14 protein-coding genes are annotated in these 15,826 nt (G+C 70.3%); 6 read left to right on the plus strand and 8 right to left on the minus strand.

Translation table 11 applies throughout. The annotated features are described in order from the left end of the window. Positions 1-365: 365 nt before the first annotated feature. Positions 366-1,415, minus strand: coding sequence for a hydroxyacid dehydrogenase (locus tag CFP66_RS44445; RefSeq protein WP_143517608.1), 1,050 nt, complete (start codon positions 1,413-1,415; stop codon positions 366-368). 185 nt (positions 1,416-1,600) lie between these two features. Between CFP66_RS44445 and CFP66_RS44450 the strand changes: the two genes are divergently transcribed. The 4 genes from CFP66_RS44450 to CFP66_RS44465 are packed head-to-tail and all read left to right on the plus strand — an operon-like array spanning position 1,601 to position 6,404. Continuing rightward, positions 1,601-2,878, plus strand: coding sequence for an ABC transporter substrate-binding protein (locus CFP66_RS44450; RefSeq protein WP_094931426.1), 1,278 nt, complete (start codon positions 1,601-1,603; stop codon positions 2,876-2,878). Between the two features lie 27 nt (positions 2,879-2,905). Next, positions 2,906-3,871 (plus strand): carbohydrate ABC transporter permease, encoded by a 966-nt coding sequence (locus tag CFP66_RS44455; protein ID WP_094931427.1) that lies wholly within the window; start codon positions 2,906-2,908, stop codon positions 3,869-3,871. Continuing rightward, positions 3,868-4,731, plus strand: a complete 864-nt coding sequence (locus CFP66_RS44460; protein ID WP_094931428.1) for a carbohydrate ABC transporter permease — start codon at positions 3,868-3,870, stop codon at positions 4,729-4,731. The genes CFP66_RS44455 and CFP66_RS44460 overlap by 4 nt, the downstream gene beginning before the upstream one ends. Next, positions 4,728-6,404, plus strand: coding sequence for a DapH/DapD/GlmU-related protein (locus CFP66_RS44465; RefSeq protein ID WP_094931429.1), 1,677 nt, complete (start codon positions 4,728-4,730; stop codon positions 6,402-6,404). The genes CFP66_RS44460 and CFP66_RS44465 overlap by 4 nt, the downstream gene beginning before the upstream one ends. A 22-nt stretch (positions 6,405-6,426) precedes the next feature. On the opposite strand, the gene CFP66_RS44470 is transcribed toward CFP66_RS44465, so the two are convergent. Both CFP66_RS44470 and CFP66_RS44475 read right to left on the minus strand, forming a co-directional pair. Continuing rightward, positions 6,427-7,476 carry a LacI family DNA-binding transcriptional regulator gene (locus CFP66_RS44470; RefSeq protein WP_094931430.1) on the minus strand — a complete coding sequence of 350 codons (1,050 nt, stop codon included), beginning with the start codon at positions 7,474-7,476 and terminating at the stop codon, positions 6,427-6,429. Between the two features lie 140 nt (positions 7,477-7,616). Beyond that, the gene (locus tag CFP66_RS44475; RefSeq protein ID WP_233160244.1) at positions 7,617-8,222 is read right to left on the minus strand and encodes a TetR/AcrR family transcriptional regulator; all 606 of its coding nucleotides are present in this window, start codon (positions 8,220-8,222) and stop codon (positions 7,617-7,619) included. 90 nt (positions 8,223-8,312) lie between these two features. On the opposite strand from CFP66_RS44475, the gene CFP66_RS44480 reads away from it, so the two are divergent. Beyond that, entirely contained in the window at positions 8,313-9,062 is a 750-nt protein-coding gene (locus CFP66_RS44480) for an SDR family NAD(P)-dependent oxidoreductase (RefSeq protein ID WP_094931431.1), read from the plus strand. Positions 9,063-9,272: 210 nt separating this feature from the next. Here CFP66_RS44480 and CFP66_RS44485 read toward each other — a convergent pair whose 3' ends face one another. After that, positions 9,273-10,154, minus strand: a complete 882-nt coding sequence (locus CFP66_RS44485) for a sulfurtransferase (protein ID WP_094931432.1) — start codon at positions 10,152-10,154, stop codon at positions 9,273-9,275. A 182-nt stretch (positions 10,155-10,336) separates the two neighbouring features. On the opposite strand from CFP66_RS44485, the gene CFP66_RS48850 reads away from it, so the two are divergent. Next, entirely contained in the window at positions 10,337-10,705 is a 369-nt protein-coding gene (locus CFP66_RS48850; RefSeq protein ID WP_198962114.1) for a hypothetical protein, read from the plus strand. Here the strand turns inward: CFP66_RS48850 and CFP66_RS44495 are convergent. The 4 genes from CFP66_RS44495 to CFP66_RS44510 form a co-directional block, all read right to left on the minus strand. After that, on the minus strand, positions 10,676-11,824 hold the full coding sequence (locus CFP66_RS44495; protein ID WP_198962115.1) for an amidohydrolase family protein: 1,149 nt from the start codon (positions 11,822-11,824) through the stop codon (positions 10,676-10,678). The genes CFP66_RS48850 and CFP66_RS44495 overlap by 30 nt on opposite strands. A gap of 447 nt (positions 11,825-12,271) precedes the next feature. Continuing rightward, a complete protein-coding gene (locus CFP66_RS44500) occupies positions 12,272-13,726 on the minus strand; it encodes a HAMP domain-containing sensor histidine kinase (RefSeq protein WP_094931433.1) in 1,455 nt (484 codons plus the stop codon). Further along, complete coding sequence (locus CFP66_RS44505; RefSeq protein WP_094931434.1) at positions 13,723-14,406, minus strand: response regulator transcription factor; 684 nt, start codon at positions 14,404-14,406, stop codon at positions 13,723-13,725. Before CFP66_RS44505 ends, CFP66_RS44500 begins: the two co-directional genes overlap by 4 nt. Before the next feature lie 520 nt (positions 14,407-14,926). Further along, positions 14,927-15,769 (minus strand): SDR family oxidoreductase, encoded by an 843-nt coding sequence (locus CFP66_RS44510; protein ID WP_094931435.1) that lies wholly within the window; start codon positions 15,767-15,769, stop codon positions 14,927-14,929. Positions 15,770-15,826: the final 57 nt, after the last annotated feature.

Raw genomic sequence — 15,826 nt, forward strand, 5'->3', positions numbered from 1 at the left:
GCCCCTCTGCCGGCGGAACCGGCGCCATCGCTCCGCGGACAGAACTTGATGTTGCCGTTGGCCATGGTATGGCCACACGATGCCGCGCCCACTGCGCGCGGCTCTGCGCGCCACTGCAATGTGGCAACGGTCCCAGGTCATGGCCTGACCGCTGCTCGGCCACGAAGTCGGAGATTGCGGCCGGCTTGGCGGCGAGGTCCTGCGCGAGCGGGTTCTTCTCGGGGCTGAGCGACCCGCGATGATCGTGGGCGTGCGGCGTTCTGATGATGGAGGCCGGGTTGGTGGCCCAGTAGTCCCCATCAGCACAAACGGCCCCTCCCGATCTCGCATTATGTGAAGCAGCGACTGGGTGTGCCGCAGGGGTGTCAGGCGCGCAGGCGAGAGCCTGCCTCGCTCACCGCGTGATGTAGCGGGAGGCCTGTCAACAGGCGCTCCAGCTCGTCGGCCACCAATCGGCCCAGATCGGCGCGTTCGCCGCCCACGCTGCCGGCGGTATGGCCGGTGAGCTGCACGTTCGGCAGGTCGTAGAGGGGGGAGTCGGCGGCCGGTGGCTCATCGGTGGTGACGTCGAGGACCGCCTCGACATCGGGTCGGGCGGTGAGCAGCTCCACCAGGTCGGTCTCCCGCACGAGCGCGCCCCGCGCGGTGTTGACGAAGGTGGCGCGGGGTGGCAGCACCTCGAGGTGTTCGAGCCGGATGAGGTCGTCGGTGATGCCCGGGATCCACGGGGCGTGCACGCTGACCACACGGCTCGTGGCGAACAGCTCGTGCAGGGACCGGGTGAGCCGGACGCCGTTGAGGGCGGCCTCGGTCTCGGTGAGGTGCGGGTCCCAGACGAGGACGTCCGCGCGCAGGGCCCGGACCCGGTCGCGCACCTTGCGCGCGATCGACCCGAACGCGACGAGCCCGATCGTCTGCCGGTAGATGCCGGGCACGTCGGTGAAGTCGGGGAGCCGGCGTTCGGTGGACATGACCCTGGCCCGCCGGTGGGTGTCCTTGAGCGCGAGGACGATCTGGGCGTAGACGTACTCGGCGACCGGCTCGTTGTTCGCGTCCGCCGCGCTGACCACCGTGACACCGCGCCGCCACACCGTCGGGGTGACGAGCTGGCGGATCGAGCCCGCCGCGTGCAGCACCGCCCGGAGCCGGGGCATCCGGCCGAGCAGCTGGTCGGTGATCTGGGGCGCGCCCCAGCCTGTGATCAGCACCTCGACGTCGTCCAGGTCGGTGCGCTCGATGAATGCACGGGCGTCGAGGGGCCCCGGGCCGAGGTCGACGATCTCGGAGATCCGGCGCCAGGTGTCGTCGGCGAAGACGTACGGCCGGGCGTCGGGATCCATCACCAGCAGGGCAGGCGGGCGCACGGCACGTTCCCGGTGTGCTGGACGGGCGGGCAGCGTGGACTCGGACGGCACGGCGGTGACTGTACGCGACGTGCCGGTACTGGGAATGCGCGTTCCCAGAGTCTTCGCGCGCGATGTCCTGGTCGGAGGGATGGGCTGTTGACCGCCTCCACCTCCGCCCGTAGTGTCGCCGCTCACGATCGGAATGCGCTATCCCAACCCCTTCCCGGCGATGCCGCCGGTCTCGAGGAGATGACGTGCGCAAGCGTTCGATGCTGAACCTGGTGGCGATCACCGCGGCCGCAGTGCTCGGCCTGGCCGCCTGTGCGGGCCCCGTCGAGTCGGGGGGTCCGATCACGCTCACCATGTCGTCCTGGGCCTCGGGGATCGAGAAGCGCGTCGCGGTGTGGAACGCAGCCCACCCGGACGTGCAGGTCGAGCTGACCAAGCCGGGCGGCAACGAGAACGTGTACGCGAAGCTGGTGGCGGCGACGCACGCCGACGAGGCGCCGGACATCGCCCAGATCGAGTACTCGGTGATGCCGTCCATGGTCACCGGTCAGGTGGCCCGCGACGTCTCCGCGTACTTCGCGCCGTACGCCGAGAAGTTCGGCGAGGGCGCCCGCAGGCTCGTCACGTTCGACGGTGTGGTCTACGGCGTGCCGCAGGACCTCGGCCCGATGCTCATGCTGTACCGCCACGACAAGTTCGCCGAGTACGGGCTGGAGGTGCCCACCACGTGGGCCGAGTTCGCGGCGGTCGCGGAGCAGCTGCACGAGAAGGCGCCCGACGTGGAGCTGGCGAACCTCAGCTCGAACGACGCCAACATCTTCTCCGGCCTGGTCCAGCAGGCCGGGGGCAACTGGTGGGAGGTCGACGGCGAGGCGTGGACCGTCTCGGTCGACTCGCCGCAGACCAGGCAGGTCGCCGACTTCTGGCAGGACCTCGCCGACCGCGAGCTCATCGGCACCCTGCCCTCGGCGACGCCGGAGTACAACGAGGCGGTGGCGAGCGGGCGGATCCTCGCCCTCGTCACCGGCGTGTGGGGTCCCGGCCCGACGGCCGGCATCGCGCCCGACACGGCCGGCAACTGGGCCGCGGCGCGCACCCCCGCCTGGACGCCGGGCGACCACACCGTCGGCTTCATCGGCGGGTCGTCGAACATCGTGACGACCTCCAGCGACCACCCGGCGGAGGCCGCGGAGTTCGTGCTCTGGCTCAACGCGTCCGACGAGGGCGCCGCGGGCCTCACCGAGATCAACAAGTTTCCGGCGGCCACCCACGGCCAGCAGGTGCCCCGCACGCCCCCGACGTTGATGCCGGACGACGAAAGCTACTGGCCGCTCGCCGCCGAGATCGCCCAGGAGACCTTCGACGTCCGATGGGGTCCGAACACGCAGGTCGCCTTCACCGCGTTCGGCGACGAACTGGGCGAGGCGATCGGCAACGGCAGTTCCTGGAGCGACGCGCTCGGCGGCGTCCAGCGCGTCGTCGCGGACAACCTGACGCGAATCGGCTACACCGTCGCCGGCTGATCGCCCGACCCCGAGAGGAGGATTGCCATGACCGCCACCCTGCCCGTCCGGCGCACCGCTGATCCGCGCCGACGGCCACTTGCTCCGCGACGTCGGCCGCTGCGCGTCCGCGCCACGCCGTACCTGTTCCTGGGGCCCGCTGCGCTGCTGTTCCTCGGGCTCATCGCGGTGCCGATCGGCTACGCCGTCGTCCTGAGCCTGTTCGGGCCGCGGGTCAGCGGCGGCGCCTACGGGGTGCGCAGGCAGGTGTTCCTCGGCCTCGAGAACTACGCGCGCAGCCTGACGGACTCGGTGCTGCTCGAGAGCATCGGACGGATGTTCCTCTTCGCGCTGATCATGGTGCCGCTCATGATGGGCTCGGCCCTGCTGTTCGCCCTCCTGCTCGACGCGCCCCGCACCCGGCTGAAGGGCCCTGCCCGCACGGCGATCTTCCTGCCGTACGCGGTGCCCGGCGTGATCGCCTCGCTCATGTGGGGCTTCCTCTACCTCCCCTCGACCAGCCCCGCCGTCGACCTCGGGCGGCTGGTCGGGGTGGAGCTGCCCGACCTGCTCAACGGGCCGATCGTCTACGGCTCGATCGCGAACATCGTGATCTGGAGCGGTGTCGGCTTCAACATGATCATCTTGTACACGAGCCTGCGCTCCATCCCGGAGGAGACGATCGACGCCGCCCGCATCGACGGGGCGAACGAGCGCCAGATCGCCTGGTACATCAAGGTGCCCTCGGTGCTGCCCGCGCTGACCCTGACCGGCCTGTTCTGCATCCTCGGAGCCCTGCAGACCTACAGCGAGCCGACCACCCTCAGCTCGCTCACGACGGGCATCTCGTCCACGTTCTTCCCGCTGATGAAGGTGTACCAGGACGCTTTCGCCAACGACGACCTGAACCACGCCGCGGCGACGTCGGTGCTGCTCGCGGTGGGCACGCTGCTGTTGTCGCTGCTCATCCTGAAACTCTTCGCCACGCGGGCGAACGGGAGCCAGGACGGATGAGCACCCTGACCGCCGCGTCACCGCAGCGGGGCCGGACAGGCGGACTCCTGTCCACCGCGGTCCTCGTCATCGGCGCCCTCTACTGCCTCGTGCCGATCGCCTGGGTGGTCGTCGCCTCGACGAAGAGCCCGGGGGAGCTCTTCACGACGTTCACGTTCCAGCCCGGGTCCGGGCTGATCGAGAACCTGACCGACCTCCTGACCTACTCCGACGGCGCCTTCATCGGGTGGGCGGGCAACACGTTCGTCTACGCCGGGCTGGGCGCGATGCTGTGCACGCTGGTCTCGGCCGCCGCGGGATACGCACTGGCCCGGTTCGAGTTCGGCGGCAAGCGCGCGGTGCACCTGACGCTGCTGGCCAGCGTGCTCGTGCCCGGCATCGCACTGGCCATCCCGCAGTACATGGTGATGGCGCAACTGGACCTGACCAACACCATGTGGTCGGTGCTGCTCCCGTCGATCATCAGCCCGTTCGGCATCTACCTGGCGATGGTGTTCGCGGCAGGCGCGGTGCCGGTCGAGGTGATCGAGTCGGGCCGGATGGACGGCGCGGGTGAGGGCCGCATCTTCATGACGATCGTCCTGCCGATGATGCTGCCCGGCCTGGTGACAGTCTTCCTGCTCCAGTTCGTCGGCATCTGGAACAACTTCCTGCTGCCGTTCCTCATGCTGTCCGACGACAGCCTGTTCCCCCTGACGATGGGGCTGTTCAACCTGCTCAACCGCGGGGCGAACGAGAGCTTGCTCTACACGCTGGCGATCGCCGGGTCCGCGCTGTCGGTGCTCCCGCTGATCGCCCTCGTCCTCGTCCTGCAACGGTTCTGGCGGCTCGACCTGCTCAGCGGAGGGACCAAGGGATGACCGGCGCGGAGTTCGACCGCCACCACTACGACTACTCACCCTGGTGGTTCTGGCGGAAGGGGACGCCCGAGGAGCGCGCGGAGCAGCTGGCGGCGCAGCAGCGCTTCCTCGAGCAGAACCCCAGCTCGAAGATCGGCGAGCGGTGCTTCCTGTCGCCGCTGGCCGCCGTGCAGACGACGTCGCTGGTGCTCGGCGACGGCTCCTACATCGCGGCGCACGCCTACCTGACCGACGACGTCGTGTTCGGCCGCGACTGCACGGTGAACGTCGGCACCGTCGTGCGCGGGGACATCACCGTCGGCGACGCCGTCCGCATCGGCGCCCACACCTCGATCCTGGCGTTCAACCACGGGATGAGCGACCCGGACGTCGAGGTGTTCCGCCAGCCGATGGAGAAGGACGGCATCACGATCGGTGACGACGTCTGGATCGGCTCGCACGTGGTGATCCTCGACGGCGTCAGCGTGGGTAGCCGCTCGGTGATCGCCGCCGGTTCCGTCGTCACGAAGGACGTGCCTGCCGGGGCGATCGTCGCCGGCAATCCGGCCAGGGTGAAGCGCTGGCGGGTGCCGTCCGCGGCGCCGTCGCCGCTCGCCGGGCTGGAGGCGCGGCTCGTGCGGCTCGAGGAGCACCTGCGCGCCGACCTCGGCGACATCCTCGACCGCAGCTGGATCCCCGACCTCGCCGACGGCCGCTACGTCGACCGCCCCGGCCACCCGGTCACCGTCCGCGCGCACTGCGACGCGGTCGAGATCGCCGACACCGTGGCGCGCACCGTGCCGTCGCAGCTTTCGGCCGCGGAGCACGTCGCGCGCCTGCGGGGGCTGCAGGACCCCACGACCGGACTCGTCCCCGAGTACGACGCCGACGGGCGGCCGCAGTCGATCGGCGACGGCGATCCGAGCTACCACGTCCTGTGCGTGGGTTACGCGCTGGACCTGCTCCGTTCGGCGTTCCCGTCGCCGGTGACCGCGTTCGCCGAGCTCGACCCGGCCGCCGTCGTCGCCCGGCTGGATGCGCTGCCGTGGGACAGCCAGGCCTGGCACTGCGGCAGCACGGTCGACACGTTCGGCACGGCGCTGCTGTGGAACCTGAACGCGGGCACCGCCGGGGTCGAGGGTGCCCGGGAGGCGCTGTTCGGCTGGCTCACCACCCGCGTCGACCCGGTGACAGGGATGTGGGGGCGGCCCGCCCCACAGGACGGCATGCTGCAGGTCGTCAACGGGTTCTACCGCGGCACCCGCGGCACCTACGCGCAGTTCGGCGTGCCGCTGCCGTATCCCGAGAAGGTTGTCGACACCGTGCTCTCCCACGTCCGGGACGAGCGGTTCTTCGACCCATCGCGGTACAACGCCTGCAACGTGCTCGACGTCGCGCATCCCCTGTGGCTGGCCCGCCGCCAGACGACGCACCGCCGCGAAGAGGCCGAGGCGGTGGCCGTGCGGTTGCTGGACGGTGTGCTCGACACGTATGTCCGTGGCGAGGGATTCGGCTTCGCCGCGCCGTCGCGGGACGGGCACCGGCACGGCCGCTCCGTGCCGGGCCTGCAGGGCACCGAGATGTGGGTCTCGACGATCTGGCTGCTGGCCGATCTGGCCGGTCTCAGCGAGGCGGTGGAGTTGCGGCCGCGCGGCATCCACCGCCCGGAGCCGGCCCGCCGCCCGTTGGGCTGAGTCCTGGGCCTGGGGCCTGCGATCAGTCGAGCGGCACCAGCTGGTGGCGCCGGGCCGGTGTGCTGTCGCGCAGCACCGGCCGGGCGCCGACGTAGCGCGCCGCGGGAGCGGCCGACGGCGCGCTCAGGGCGACCCGGACGGCAGTGACGCCCAGCTCGCGCAGCGGCAGCCGGACGGTCGTGAGCCCGGGCGAGACGTCGCGCAGGGCGTCGATGTCGTCGAACCCCGCGAGCGAGACGTCGTCGGGAACCGCGAGCCCGGAGTCGCGGATGGCGACCATCGCACCGAGCGCCGTGGTGTCGGCGACCGCGAGGACGACGTCGGCGCGGGGCCCGTCGAGGGCGAGCAGGTGCAGGGCCGCGGCGTGGCCGCCTGCGCGCGACAGCTCACCGTGCACGACACCCCCCGCACCGATCCGCACGCCGGCCGCTGCGCAGCCGTCGACGAACCCCCGCGTGCGGTCCCGGGCGGCGATGTCGTCGGACGGGCCCGCGAGCACGGCGGCCGACTCGTAACCGAGCCCGCCGAGGCGGACCGCCAGGTCGCGCGCCCCTTCGTAGTTCTGCGGCACGACGCGGTCGAACGGCAGGGCCGAGTCGCCGACGATCGCGACCCCACCGCCGCCGGCCCGGATGTCGGTCAGCGCGTCGGTGGTGCCGCCTGCGCCGACGTCGGTGGCCCGGTGGCCGGCCAGCACCACCGCCGCGGGCCGCTGAGCCCGCAGCGCGTGCAGGAGCTCGAGCTCACGCCCCGGCCTGCCGTTCGTAACCGAGACCGTGACGAACAGCCCCCTGCGGTCGGCCTCCTCGACGACGCCGGCGGCGATCGCCGTCTCCTGCGGGTCGGTGAGGTCGGTGAGGATCAGCGCGACGAAGTCCGAGCCGCCGCGCGCCAGCTCCTGGGCCGAGGTGTTCGCGACGTAGCCGAGCCGGGCGGCCGCATCCGTGACACGGCCGCGGTGCGGCTCTCCCACGGCCCGTGCGCTGCCGTTCAGCACGCGGGACGCGGTGGCGGGGGAGACCCCCGCTTCGCGCGCGACGTCGACGAGGGTCGGCGTGCGCTTGCCTGACATTGCACCTCCGTCGTCGCGCTCCGGCCAGTATCGCAGCGCTCGGCTCAGCCCGGTGGCACCAGGCGCCGCGCCGGCCGGGCCAGGACGGTGAGGCGCGGGAACCACGGCCGCGCGGCGTCGTCGGGCAGATCCGGCGGGCGTCAGTCCTCGGCCGGTGGCCAGTGCCGCAGAGCGGCGACGGCCACTCGTCGGAGATCCTCGCGTGTCCCGCTGTCCGCCGCCTCGACGGTCAGGCCGTTCCCGATCGTCGTGACGTACCGGGCGAGGTGTTCCGGATCGGCGTCGGCGGGCAGGTCGCCCTCCTCGACGGCCCGCTGGAACCGGTGGCGCAGGTGCGCCCGGACCGTGGCGCGCCACTCGACCAGGGTGTCGCGGGCGACCTGCCCGGTGGCCCCGGCCGCCAGCGCGCCCTGCACGCCCAGGCAGCCGCTCGGGTATCCGGGCCGGGTGGTGGCGCGAACCGCGCCTGAGAGGTACTCCTCGGCCACCTCGCGCGCGGTGGATGCCTGCAGGGCCTCCAAGATGTAGGACGCGGGCCCTTCCAGGTAGCGCTGCAACACCTTCCGGAAGAGTTCCTCCTTGTTGCCGAACGCCGCGTACATGCTCTTGCGGGCGATGCCCATGGCCTCGGTCAGGTCGGTGAGGCTGGCTCCCTCGTAGCCCTGTTCCCAGAAGACCACCATGGCCTTCTCGAGCGCGGCGTCGGCGTCGAACGTGCGCGGCCGACCCGGCTTCGCCTTCTCCACCGGGGCATCGTAGCGCTTGTTCACCGATCGGTGCCGAAGTGCTAGCTTGATTCGGCACCGATCGGTGTCATTTACCCGTGGAGGTCAGGGATGCTGCGACTGGAAGGCAAGACCGCTGTCGTCACCGGAGGGGGAACGCGCGGTATCGGCAGGGCTACCGCCGCCCGGCTGGCGGCCGAGGGGGCTCACGTGTTCCTCGCCGGCCGGCGCAAGGCCGAGCTGGACGAGGCGGTGGAGGTCATCGGCCAGAACGCGACGGCGGTGCCGACCGACATCACCGACCCCGACGACCTCGACCGGCTCTACGACGCGGTCGCAGCTCGCGGTCGGGGTCTCGACGTGCTCTTCGCCAACGCGGCGACAGCTTCCTTCGCGACCATCGAGACGATCACCGAGCAGGACCTCGACCAGGTCTTCGGCGTCAACGTCAAGGGCACCGTCCTCACGGTGCAGAAGGCGCTCCCGGTGCTGAACGAGGGCGCCTCGGTGATCATCAATGCCTCCACCGCCGCTGACCGTGGTACCGCGGGGTTCGGCGCCTACGCCGCCTCGAAGGCGGCTCTGCGGACGTTCGCGCGCGTCTGGGCGAGCGAGCTCAAGGGGCGTGGCATCCGGGTCAACGCCATCTCCCCCGGGCCGACCGACACTTCCGGGATCACCGAGCTGGTGGGGGAGGAGAACGCGGCGGAGTTCAAGGCGGCCGAGGGAGCCCGGATAGCCATCGGGCGGATGGGGCGCCCGGACGAGGTCGCGGGCGCAGTGGCCTTCCTCGCCTCCGCCGACAGCAGCTTCATGCTCGGCGCCAACCTGTACGTCGACGGCGGCGAGAACCAGATCTGAGGGCCCAGCCGGACTGTCGTTGATCGCCGGTTCGGCGCGTTCGCGGGTCGATCCCGCCCGTTCTCGCGCCGAACCCAACCGAGTGACTACGTCCACGGACGGTGAAGACCTCATCCATCACGGTCGCGTGTTCGGCGCCGGCCGGCGTCGCTCGCCCATCGAAGCCGCCGCGACCCGGAACAAGACGTTGCACCTGCGCCGCAGCCCGCGTCAGCCCAGCTCGACGGGCCGTTCCGGGTCGGTGGTCCACGCGGTGAGCGAGCCGTCGTACACGGCGACGTCCGGGTTCCCGGCGACGAACGCGGCGAATGCGGGCAGCGTCGCCGCGATCCCGCCCCCGCAGTAGGTCACCGCGCGGCCCTGCCCGAGGAGGCCGGCCTCGCCCAGCAGTTCGGCCATGTCGGCCACGGGCCGGAACCGGCCGGTTCCCGGGTCGAGGAGGCTGTCGAAGGGCAGGTTCCCGCTGCCGGGGATGCGGCCGCGGCGCGGGTAGGGGTTGGTCGGCTGCTCCCCGCGGAACGTCGCGGGGTCGAGAGCGTTGACGAGGCAGCCTCCGTTCGCGGGGAGGGCCGCGACCTCGTCGGTCGTGGCGAGGAGTTCGGGCCGGACGGCCGGGGTGAACGTGGCCGGGGCGACCTCGACGGCCCCTGCCTCGGTGGGGAGCCCGGCCGCCTGCCAGGCCCGCAGCCCGCCGTCGAGCACCGACACCCGATCCAGTCCGTGCAGCCGCAGGAGCCACCAGACCCGGGTGGCCCACGCGCCACCGGAGGCATGGACGACGACCTGCGTGCCGTCGCCGACCCCGAGCCGCCCGACCTGCCGGGCGAACAGCTCCGGGGCGGGGAGCGTAAACGCGAACTCGGCTTCCGGGTCGGAGAGGTCGTGCGCGACGTCGGCGAAGACCGCCCCGGGAATGTGGGCGGCGAGGTAGGCGTCCCGCTGGGGGACGGCGACGTGGCGTCCCGCGTCCGGATCGAGGGTCAGCGTCGTGGACGCGTCGAGGATCCGCAGATCGGGACGGCCGAGGACGGCGTGCAGGTCGGCGGCGGACAGGAGCGGGGGCAGTGCGGGAGATGCGGGAGAGCTCGTCATGGTTGCTCCGGGTGCGACGGTTCGGTCGGCGGTCGGACCGATCTCGGGGCCGACGGTAGGCGGTGGCGCGGGCGGCCCGAGCCGCCACGTGGCGGGAGGTTCCCTGCGGGCGGCGGGATGCCGGTCCGGAGGCCCACGGCTCACCGTGGATCCGTACAGAGCCCACCCTCCAGGAGGACGACATGACCACGATCGCCCCGCCGCCGTTCGACCCCGAGTCGGCGGGCGCGCTCGCCGCCACCGGCCAGGCCTCCGTGGCCACCGGTATCACCCTCGAGACGCTCGCCGAGGAACGTGCCGCACTGCTCGAGACGGTTCCGTCGGTGGCGGAGCCGGCCGCCGGGTCGGCGTCCAGCACTGAACCTTTTCAACCTGGCATCGAGCCCGGCGGTGCCGGGCCGTCTATCAGCTTTAGAAGAGCCGGTATGGGACCCCGTTGTGGGGCAGCCGCGCATCGCATGCTTCGGCCGCACTCCCGCCTTGCGGCAAAGAATCCTTCCACTCCGGCCGACGCCGGCGCGTCACGTCACGGGCACCTTCATTCGGAATAGTTTCTCTGCATTTCGGAACGCAATCTTTTCCTTGTCTACGCGTGGCAGATCGACTCCGCGGAACCAGTCGGTCTGCACCTTTATGTCCGCGAACGGGTAGTCGGTTGCGAACATCACCCGATCCACGCTTATGTGCTTCAGCAGGAGTTCGAGCAGTTCGGTCTGAGGGAATGCGCTGGTTGTGATCCAGAAGTTGTCCTGGAAGTATTGCCCGATGGGCTTCTCGAGCGAGTTTTCGGTCGGCTCGCCCATGTCTTCGATGATCCGCTTGTAATAGAATGGAAGACCTTCGCCCATGTGGCCGATGATGATTTTCAGCTTGGGGAATCTGTCGAAGACCCCGTACGTGATCATCCGAACGCATTGGGTCAGCACCTCCTGGTGCCAGCCATATCCAGACCCGCTGAAGATGTAGTCTTGGAATTCTTCCGTGTACTCAGACCGGGTGGTGCCGTAGTAGATCTTGAAGACCTCGTCGGCTGGATAGCCGGGATGCAGGTAGATCGGCACATCGAGAGCTACGGCACGTGCCAGCACAGGCTCGAAATCGGGGTGATCGAGGAACTTGTTCGTGATGTGTCCGTTGGTCAGTGCGCCCAAGAAGCCATCTTCCCGAACCGAGCGTTCCAGTTCGTCCGCCGCCGCCTCCGGGCTCTGCAAGGGCAAGGTGGCGAAAGCCTTGAAGCGGCCAGGATACTTGGCGATCGGCCCGTCTACAAGTTGCCGGTTCAGACTATAGGCAAGGTCGACGCCCCTTGTCCCAGGGACGTTTTGTACGGACGGTGTATGAGCAGAGAGGATTTGAACGTCGAGTCCCCCTGCGTCCATATCGCCGATGCGGCGTTCACCTAGATCCGCAAGACCAGTTTCCTCGAGGAACGCTATGTGTTCCTGATTGATGGAGTTCAGCTTCAACAACGTGGGAGTCGAAAAGGTCTCCTCCGTACCGATGAAGGGCAGGTCCTTGTCCCGCTGCGCAATTTCCGCAGTCGTCTCCGGAGTCTTGTCCGGAGTCTTGTTCCCGTCCGCTGTCGAAACCGCGGCATACGTGGACAAGCCGGCACCAGCGCCAAGTGCCGTGGCAGCGGCCAGAAAGCCGCGGCGTCCCATGGGCTTCATGTCAGTCTCTCTTCAGGTGCTTGTGTGGAGTGGTATCCGTACGGCATCCGTCTGCGAGATGCTCAGTTCGAGCCTTCGTCATTGCCCACCGCGGCAGCGCCGACCGGCGGCATCGCGAGGAACCGCTCGCCGGGGCGCGGCGGCTGTGGTGGAGCTGACGACCCGCCCGCGTGCGCGCTGTGCGCGGGCAGCGCTTTCCCTGACGGCGTTGCATTGACGACCATCAATACCCCCTACACGCGAGTTGCTTCGCTCATCTGACACAGACTTCGTACCAAGCGAATCTGAGACGACCGTTAAAAAGCTCCTGACACGGTCTCGCTCAGCACTCCAGCCGGGGATGTTGACCGGATCAGCAAGGCGTCGACGTCCACCCGATCCGTGCGGGCGGTGACGGTGTTGACCCGTCGAGTTCACGAGCCTCACGCAGCAGGTCCGCCGACCGGGTCACCGCGCTGCGGTGTCCTCCCCGGCGGTGAGCCGCGCGATCGGGGCGGGCGGAGCCGCAGCCGGAAGGTCGACGACAAGCAGCGCGCCACCGCGTGCGGACCGGGCGACGGTGACCCGGCCGCCGTGGGCGTCGACGACGCGCTGCACGATCGACAGCCCCAGACCGGATCCCGGCAACGCCCGGGCGCTGTCGGCACGGTAGAACCGGTCGAACACCCGCGGCACGTCGGCGGCGTCGATGCCCGGCCCGGCGTCGTCGACCTCGAGCAACGCCGACGACCCCTCGGCACGGAGCCGGACCTGGACCGACCGGTCCGCGGGGGACCACTTGCCGGCGTTGTCGATGAGGTTGAGCATCGCCCGCTGGAGCGCGGCGGGACGCCCGCTCACCCACACGGAGGTGAGGTCGAGCGCGATCTCGATGTCGGGCACGCGGGAACGCGCGCGGGTCGCGGCGGCCACCACGACGTCGGCGAGGTCGAGCAGTTCGGTGCTCTCGTCGTTGACGTCACCGCGCGCCAGGTCGGTCAGCTCGGCGGCAAGGGCGCTCAACTCGGCCACCTGGACGCCGAGATCGTTGAGCAGCCGGGTTCGGCTCTCCGCCGGCAGTGCGCTGTCCAGGGTGCCGCGCCGATCGAGCCGGATCAGCAGTTCGACGTTGAGGCGCAGGCTGGTGAGCGGGGTCTTGAGCTCGTGGGCGGCGTCCTCGGCGAGCAGCCGCTGGGCCCGACGGGAATCCCGGAGCGCGGCGAGCATGTCGTTGATCGACCGGATCAGCCGCCGGATCTCCCCACCGCCCTCATCCGGGATGTCGGCGTCGAGATCCCGGGTGTGCGCGACACGGACCGCGGCGGCGGTCAGTCGGTCGATCGGTGCCAGCCCGGTCCGCGCCACGGTCCGCCCGACAAGGGCTCCGCCGACCACGCAGAGCAGCCCGATCAGAAGCATGCCGAACCCGAACCGGTCGATCGGGCTGTCGTCGGCGGCGCGGGCGCCCACCTGGACCGCGCCGTCGCCGGCCCGCAGCGTGTAGATGAGGTAGCCGTCCTCGTCGCTGTCGTTCGGCTCCATCAGGTCGGCCGACGCGCCCTGCGCCACGCGCCCGGCGTGCTCGCTGACCGGGGGCAGCGCGGGTTGGCCGGCCGGCGTCCGGGTCGAGCCGTCGGGCAGGATGACCCGCACCAGCCGACCGGATCCGGGATACGGCGGTAGCTGGACCTGCGCCAGACCGGCGCGCTCCGCGTTCGTCGCCAGGACCCGGGAGTCGGCGCGCAGCTGATCCTCGGCGGTGTCCTGCAGCTCCGAGTCCAGCAGCTCGATGGCCACCTGCAAGGCCAGGAACACGCTGACCGCGATGGCCGTCGCCGCGATCACCGTCAGCCTGGTCCGCAGGGACCGCCTGCGCCACCAGCGGGTCGGGCGGCGCGAGCCCCGGCCGGCGGGCCTGCTCACGGAGGAGTCTCCCGCAACGTGTACCCCAAGCCGCGCAGCGTGTAGATCAATCGCGGCTCACCCTCGGCCTCCATCTTGCGGCGCAGGTAGCTCACGTACACCTGGAGGTTGTTGGAGGTGACGCTCATGTCGAAGCCCCAGATCGCCTCGAACAGCGCGTCGCGGGTCAACACCCGGGTCGCGTTGCGCACGAGCACCTGCAGCAGGGAGAACTCGGTCCGGGTCAGGTGCAGCGGCCGCCCGCCCCGCCACGCCTCGAACCTGTCGGGATCGACCCGGACGTCGGCGAACGACAGGATCTGCGACTCGTCGTCGCCCGGCGTGCGGCGGCGCAGCAGGGCCCGCACCCGGGCCAGCAACTCCTCGATGGCGAACGGCTTGGGCAAGTAGTCGTCGGCGCCCGCGTCCAGCCCCGCAACCCGGTCGAAGACCTGATCCCGGGCGGTCAGCATCAGCACCGGCAGATCCCGACCCGCCGCCCGCAACCGCCGGCAAGTCTCCAACCCGCCGAGGCGGGGCATCATCACGTCGAGGATCAGCAGATCCGGCGCGTCGCCACCGACCCCGTCGAGCACGGCGAGACCGTTGGCGACGGTGCTGGTGTCGTAACCCTCGACCTGGAGCACCCGCTCCAGCGACTCACGGATGGCCGCCTCGTCATCCGCGATCATGATCCGCACGCCGGCCCGCCCCCTCCAGTCGACGCTTTTGCCGCTCATTGTCACCGGTCAACCTGAGGCCAGGATTAGAGCGTCCGCGGGCCGTTCTCCTACGGATGACTGACAGGGCTTTGTCGGGTCGGCACGGGGTAGGGGCGTTTGCAGGTGCCCCGTCCCGGGTTTGATGGAGACCATCAAACCCGGAGGATGATCAAGGGATGGGTGCCCCGAGGAAGTACCCGGACGAGCTGCGGGAACGAGCGATCCTGCACCGTCGCTCCGGCTGAACGCGTAACCCGGGCATCGGCAGCAGGACGACGATCGGGATGAAGCTGCCGTCTCGCGGTCGGTCAGCGAGCACCGGATAGCGATCGCAGACGTCGTCGTCCTGATGTGGGCCGACGTTCAGGCGGTGCTCATCGGAACCGATGACCGTGACGCGGTGCCCGATCTCCTGGCCGATCGAGGTCGGGGTCCTTGCGGCGAGGATCCCGTGGTTTTCCCTGGTCGATCAGGGTGAAGGGGCGGGTGACCGGCGATCTCACTGAGCGCCGACGCGGGCCAGGCTCCAGTCGTTGTAGTCCTTCTCGGAGGTCTCGCGCCGCATCCGGGCGGCGGTCTCGACGTCCTCGCCGACCAGGTACCGAAGCTGCGTGCTGTCGTCGCCGGCCGCAGTGACGACGGCTTCGGCCACCGTCTGAGCGGTCGCGAGCCGGTAGGGCCACTCCTGCTCGAACGCGCCCATCACCTGCTGCACGAGGGTTTCGTAGCCGGCGGCGACGGGGACGGCCTGAGCACTCTCGGCGGTGTGGGCCAGGAAGTTGGTTCCACGCACCAACCCGGGCTCGACCAGCTTGACCGAGACCCCGCGCGCAGCTGCCTCGTACCGCAGGGATTCGGTGAAGCCTTCGACGGCGAACTTGGTGGCGCTGTAAACCGACAGCAGCGGCTCAGGGACGATCCCGGCCCCGGAACTGATCGCGATCATGCACCCGCTGCCCTGGGCCGCGAGGATCGGCAGGGCGGCCTGCGTCACCTGCATCATCCCGAAGACGTTGGTCTCGAACAGCGCCCGGATGGTGGCCATCGGGGTGGACTCGAAGACGGAGAACAGTCCGGCGCCGGCGTTGTTGACGATGCAGTCGAGCCGACCGAAGCGGGCCAGGGCGTCCCGGAGGGCGGCCTGGATCGAGTCCGGGTCGGTGATGTCCAGCGCGCAGGTCAGCAGGTGCTCGGTGTCCGGGCCGAGGTGGCCCTCCGGCGCCGGGCGGCGGGCCGTCGCGACGACGTTCCATCCTCGCTCCAGGAAGAGCGCGGCCGTGGCCTTGCCGAACCCCGACGAGCTGCCGGTGATCAGGACGGTCTTGCGGGACTGTGGGCTCATGCATTGAGTCTCGACGTCATCCGTCCGGACTGTCTATCATCAGCAGTCCTGAACTAG

Source organism: Pseudonocardia sp. MH-G8, from assembly GCF_002262885.1.
Taxonomy (GTDB): domain Bacteria; phylum Actinomycetota; class Actinomycetes; order Mycobacteriales; family Pseudonocardiaceae; genus Pseudonocardia.

Bases quoted from the DNA above. Each gene is read 5' to 3' on its own strand.
- CFP66_RS44455 (WP_094931427.1), top strand. From the start codon at position 2,906: ATGACCGCCACCCTGCCCGTCCGGCGCACCGCTGATCCGCGCCGACGG.
- CFP66_RS44460 (WP_094931428.1), top strand. From the start codon at position 3,868: ATGAGCACCCTGACCGCCGCGTCACCGCAGCGGGGCCGGACAGGCGGA.
- CFP66_RS44465 (WP_094931429.1), top strand. From the start codon at position 4,728: ATGACCGGCGCGGAGTTCGACCGCCACCACTACGACTACTCACCCTGG.
- CFP66_RS44470 (WP_094931430.1), bottom strand. From the start codon at position 7,476: ATGTCAGGCAAGCGCACGCCGACCCTCGTCGACGTCGCGCGCGAAGCG.
- CFP66_RS44480 (WP_094931431.1), top strand. From the start codon at position 8,313: ATGCTGCGACTGGAAGGCAAGACCGCTGTCGTCACCGGAGGGGGAACG.
- CFP66_RS44485 (WP_094931432.1), bottom strand. From the start codon at position 10,154: ATGACGAGCTCTCCCGCATCTCCCGCACTGCCCCCGCTCCTGTCCGCC.
- CFP66_RS48850 (WP_198962114.1), top strand. From the start codon at position 10,337: ATGACCACGATCGCCCCGCCGCCGTTCGACCCCGAGTCGGCGGGCGCG.
- CFP66_RS44495 (WP_198962115.1), bottom strand. From the start codon at position 11,824: ATGAAGCCCATGGGACGCCGCGGCTTTCTGGCCGCTGCCACGGCACTT.
- CFP66_RS44510 (WP_094931435.1), bottom strand. From the start codon at position 15,769: ATGAGCCCACAGTCCCGCAAGACCGTCCTGATCACCGGCAGCTCGTCG.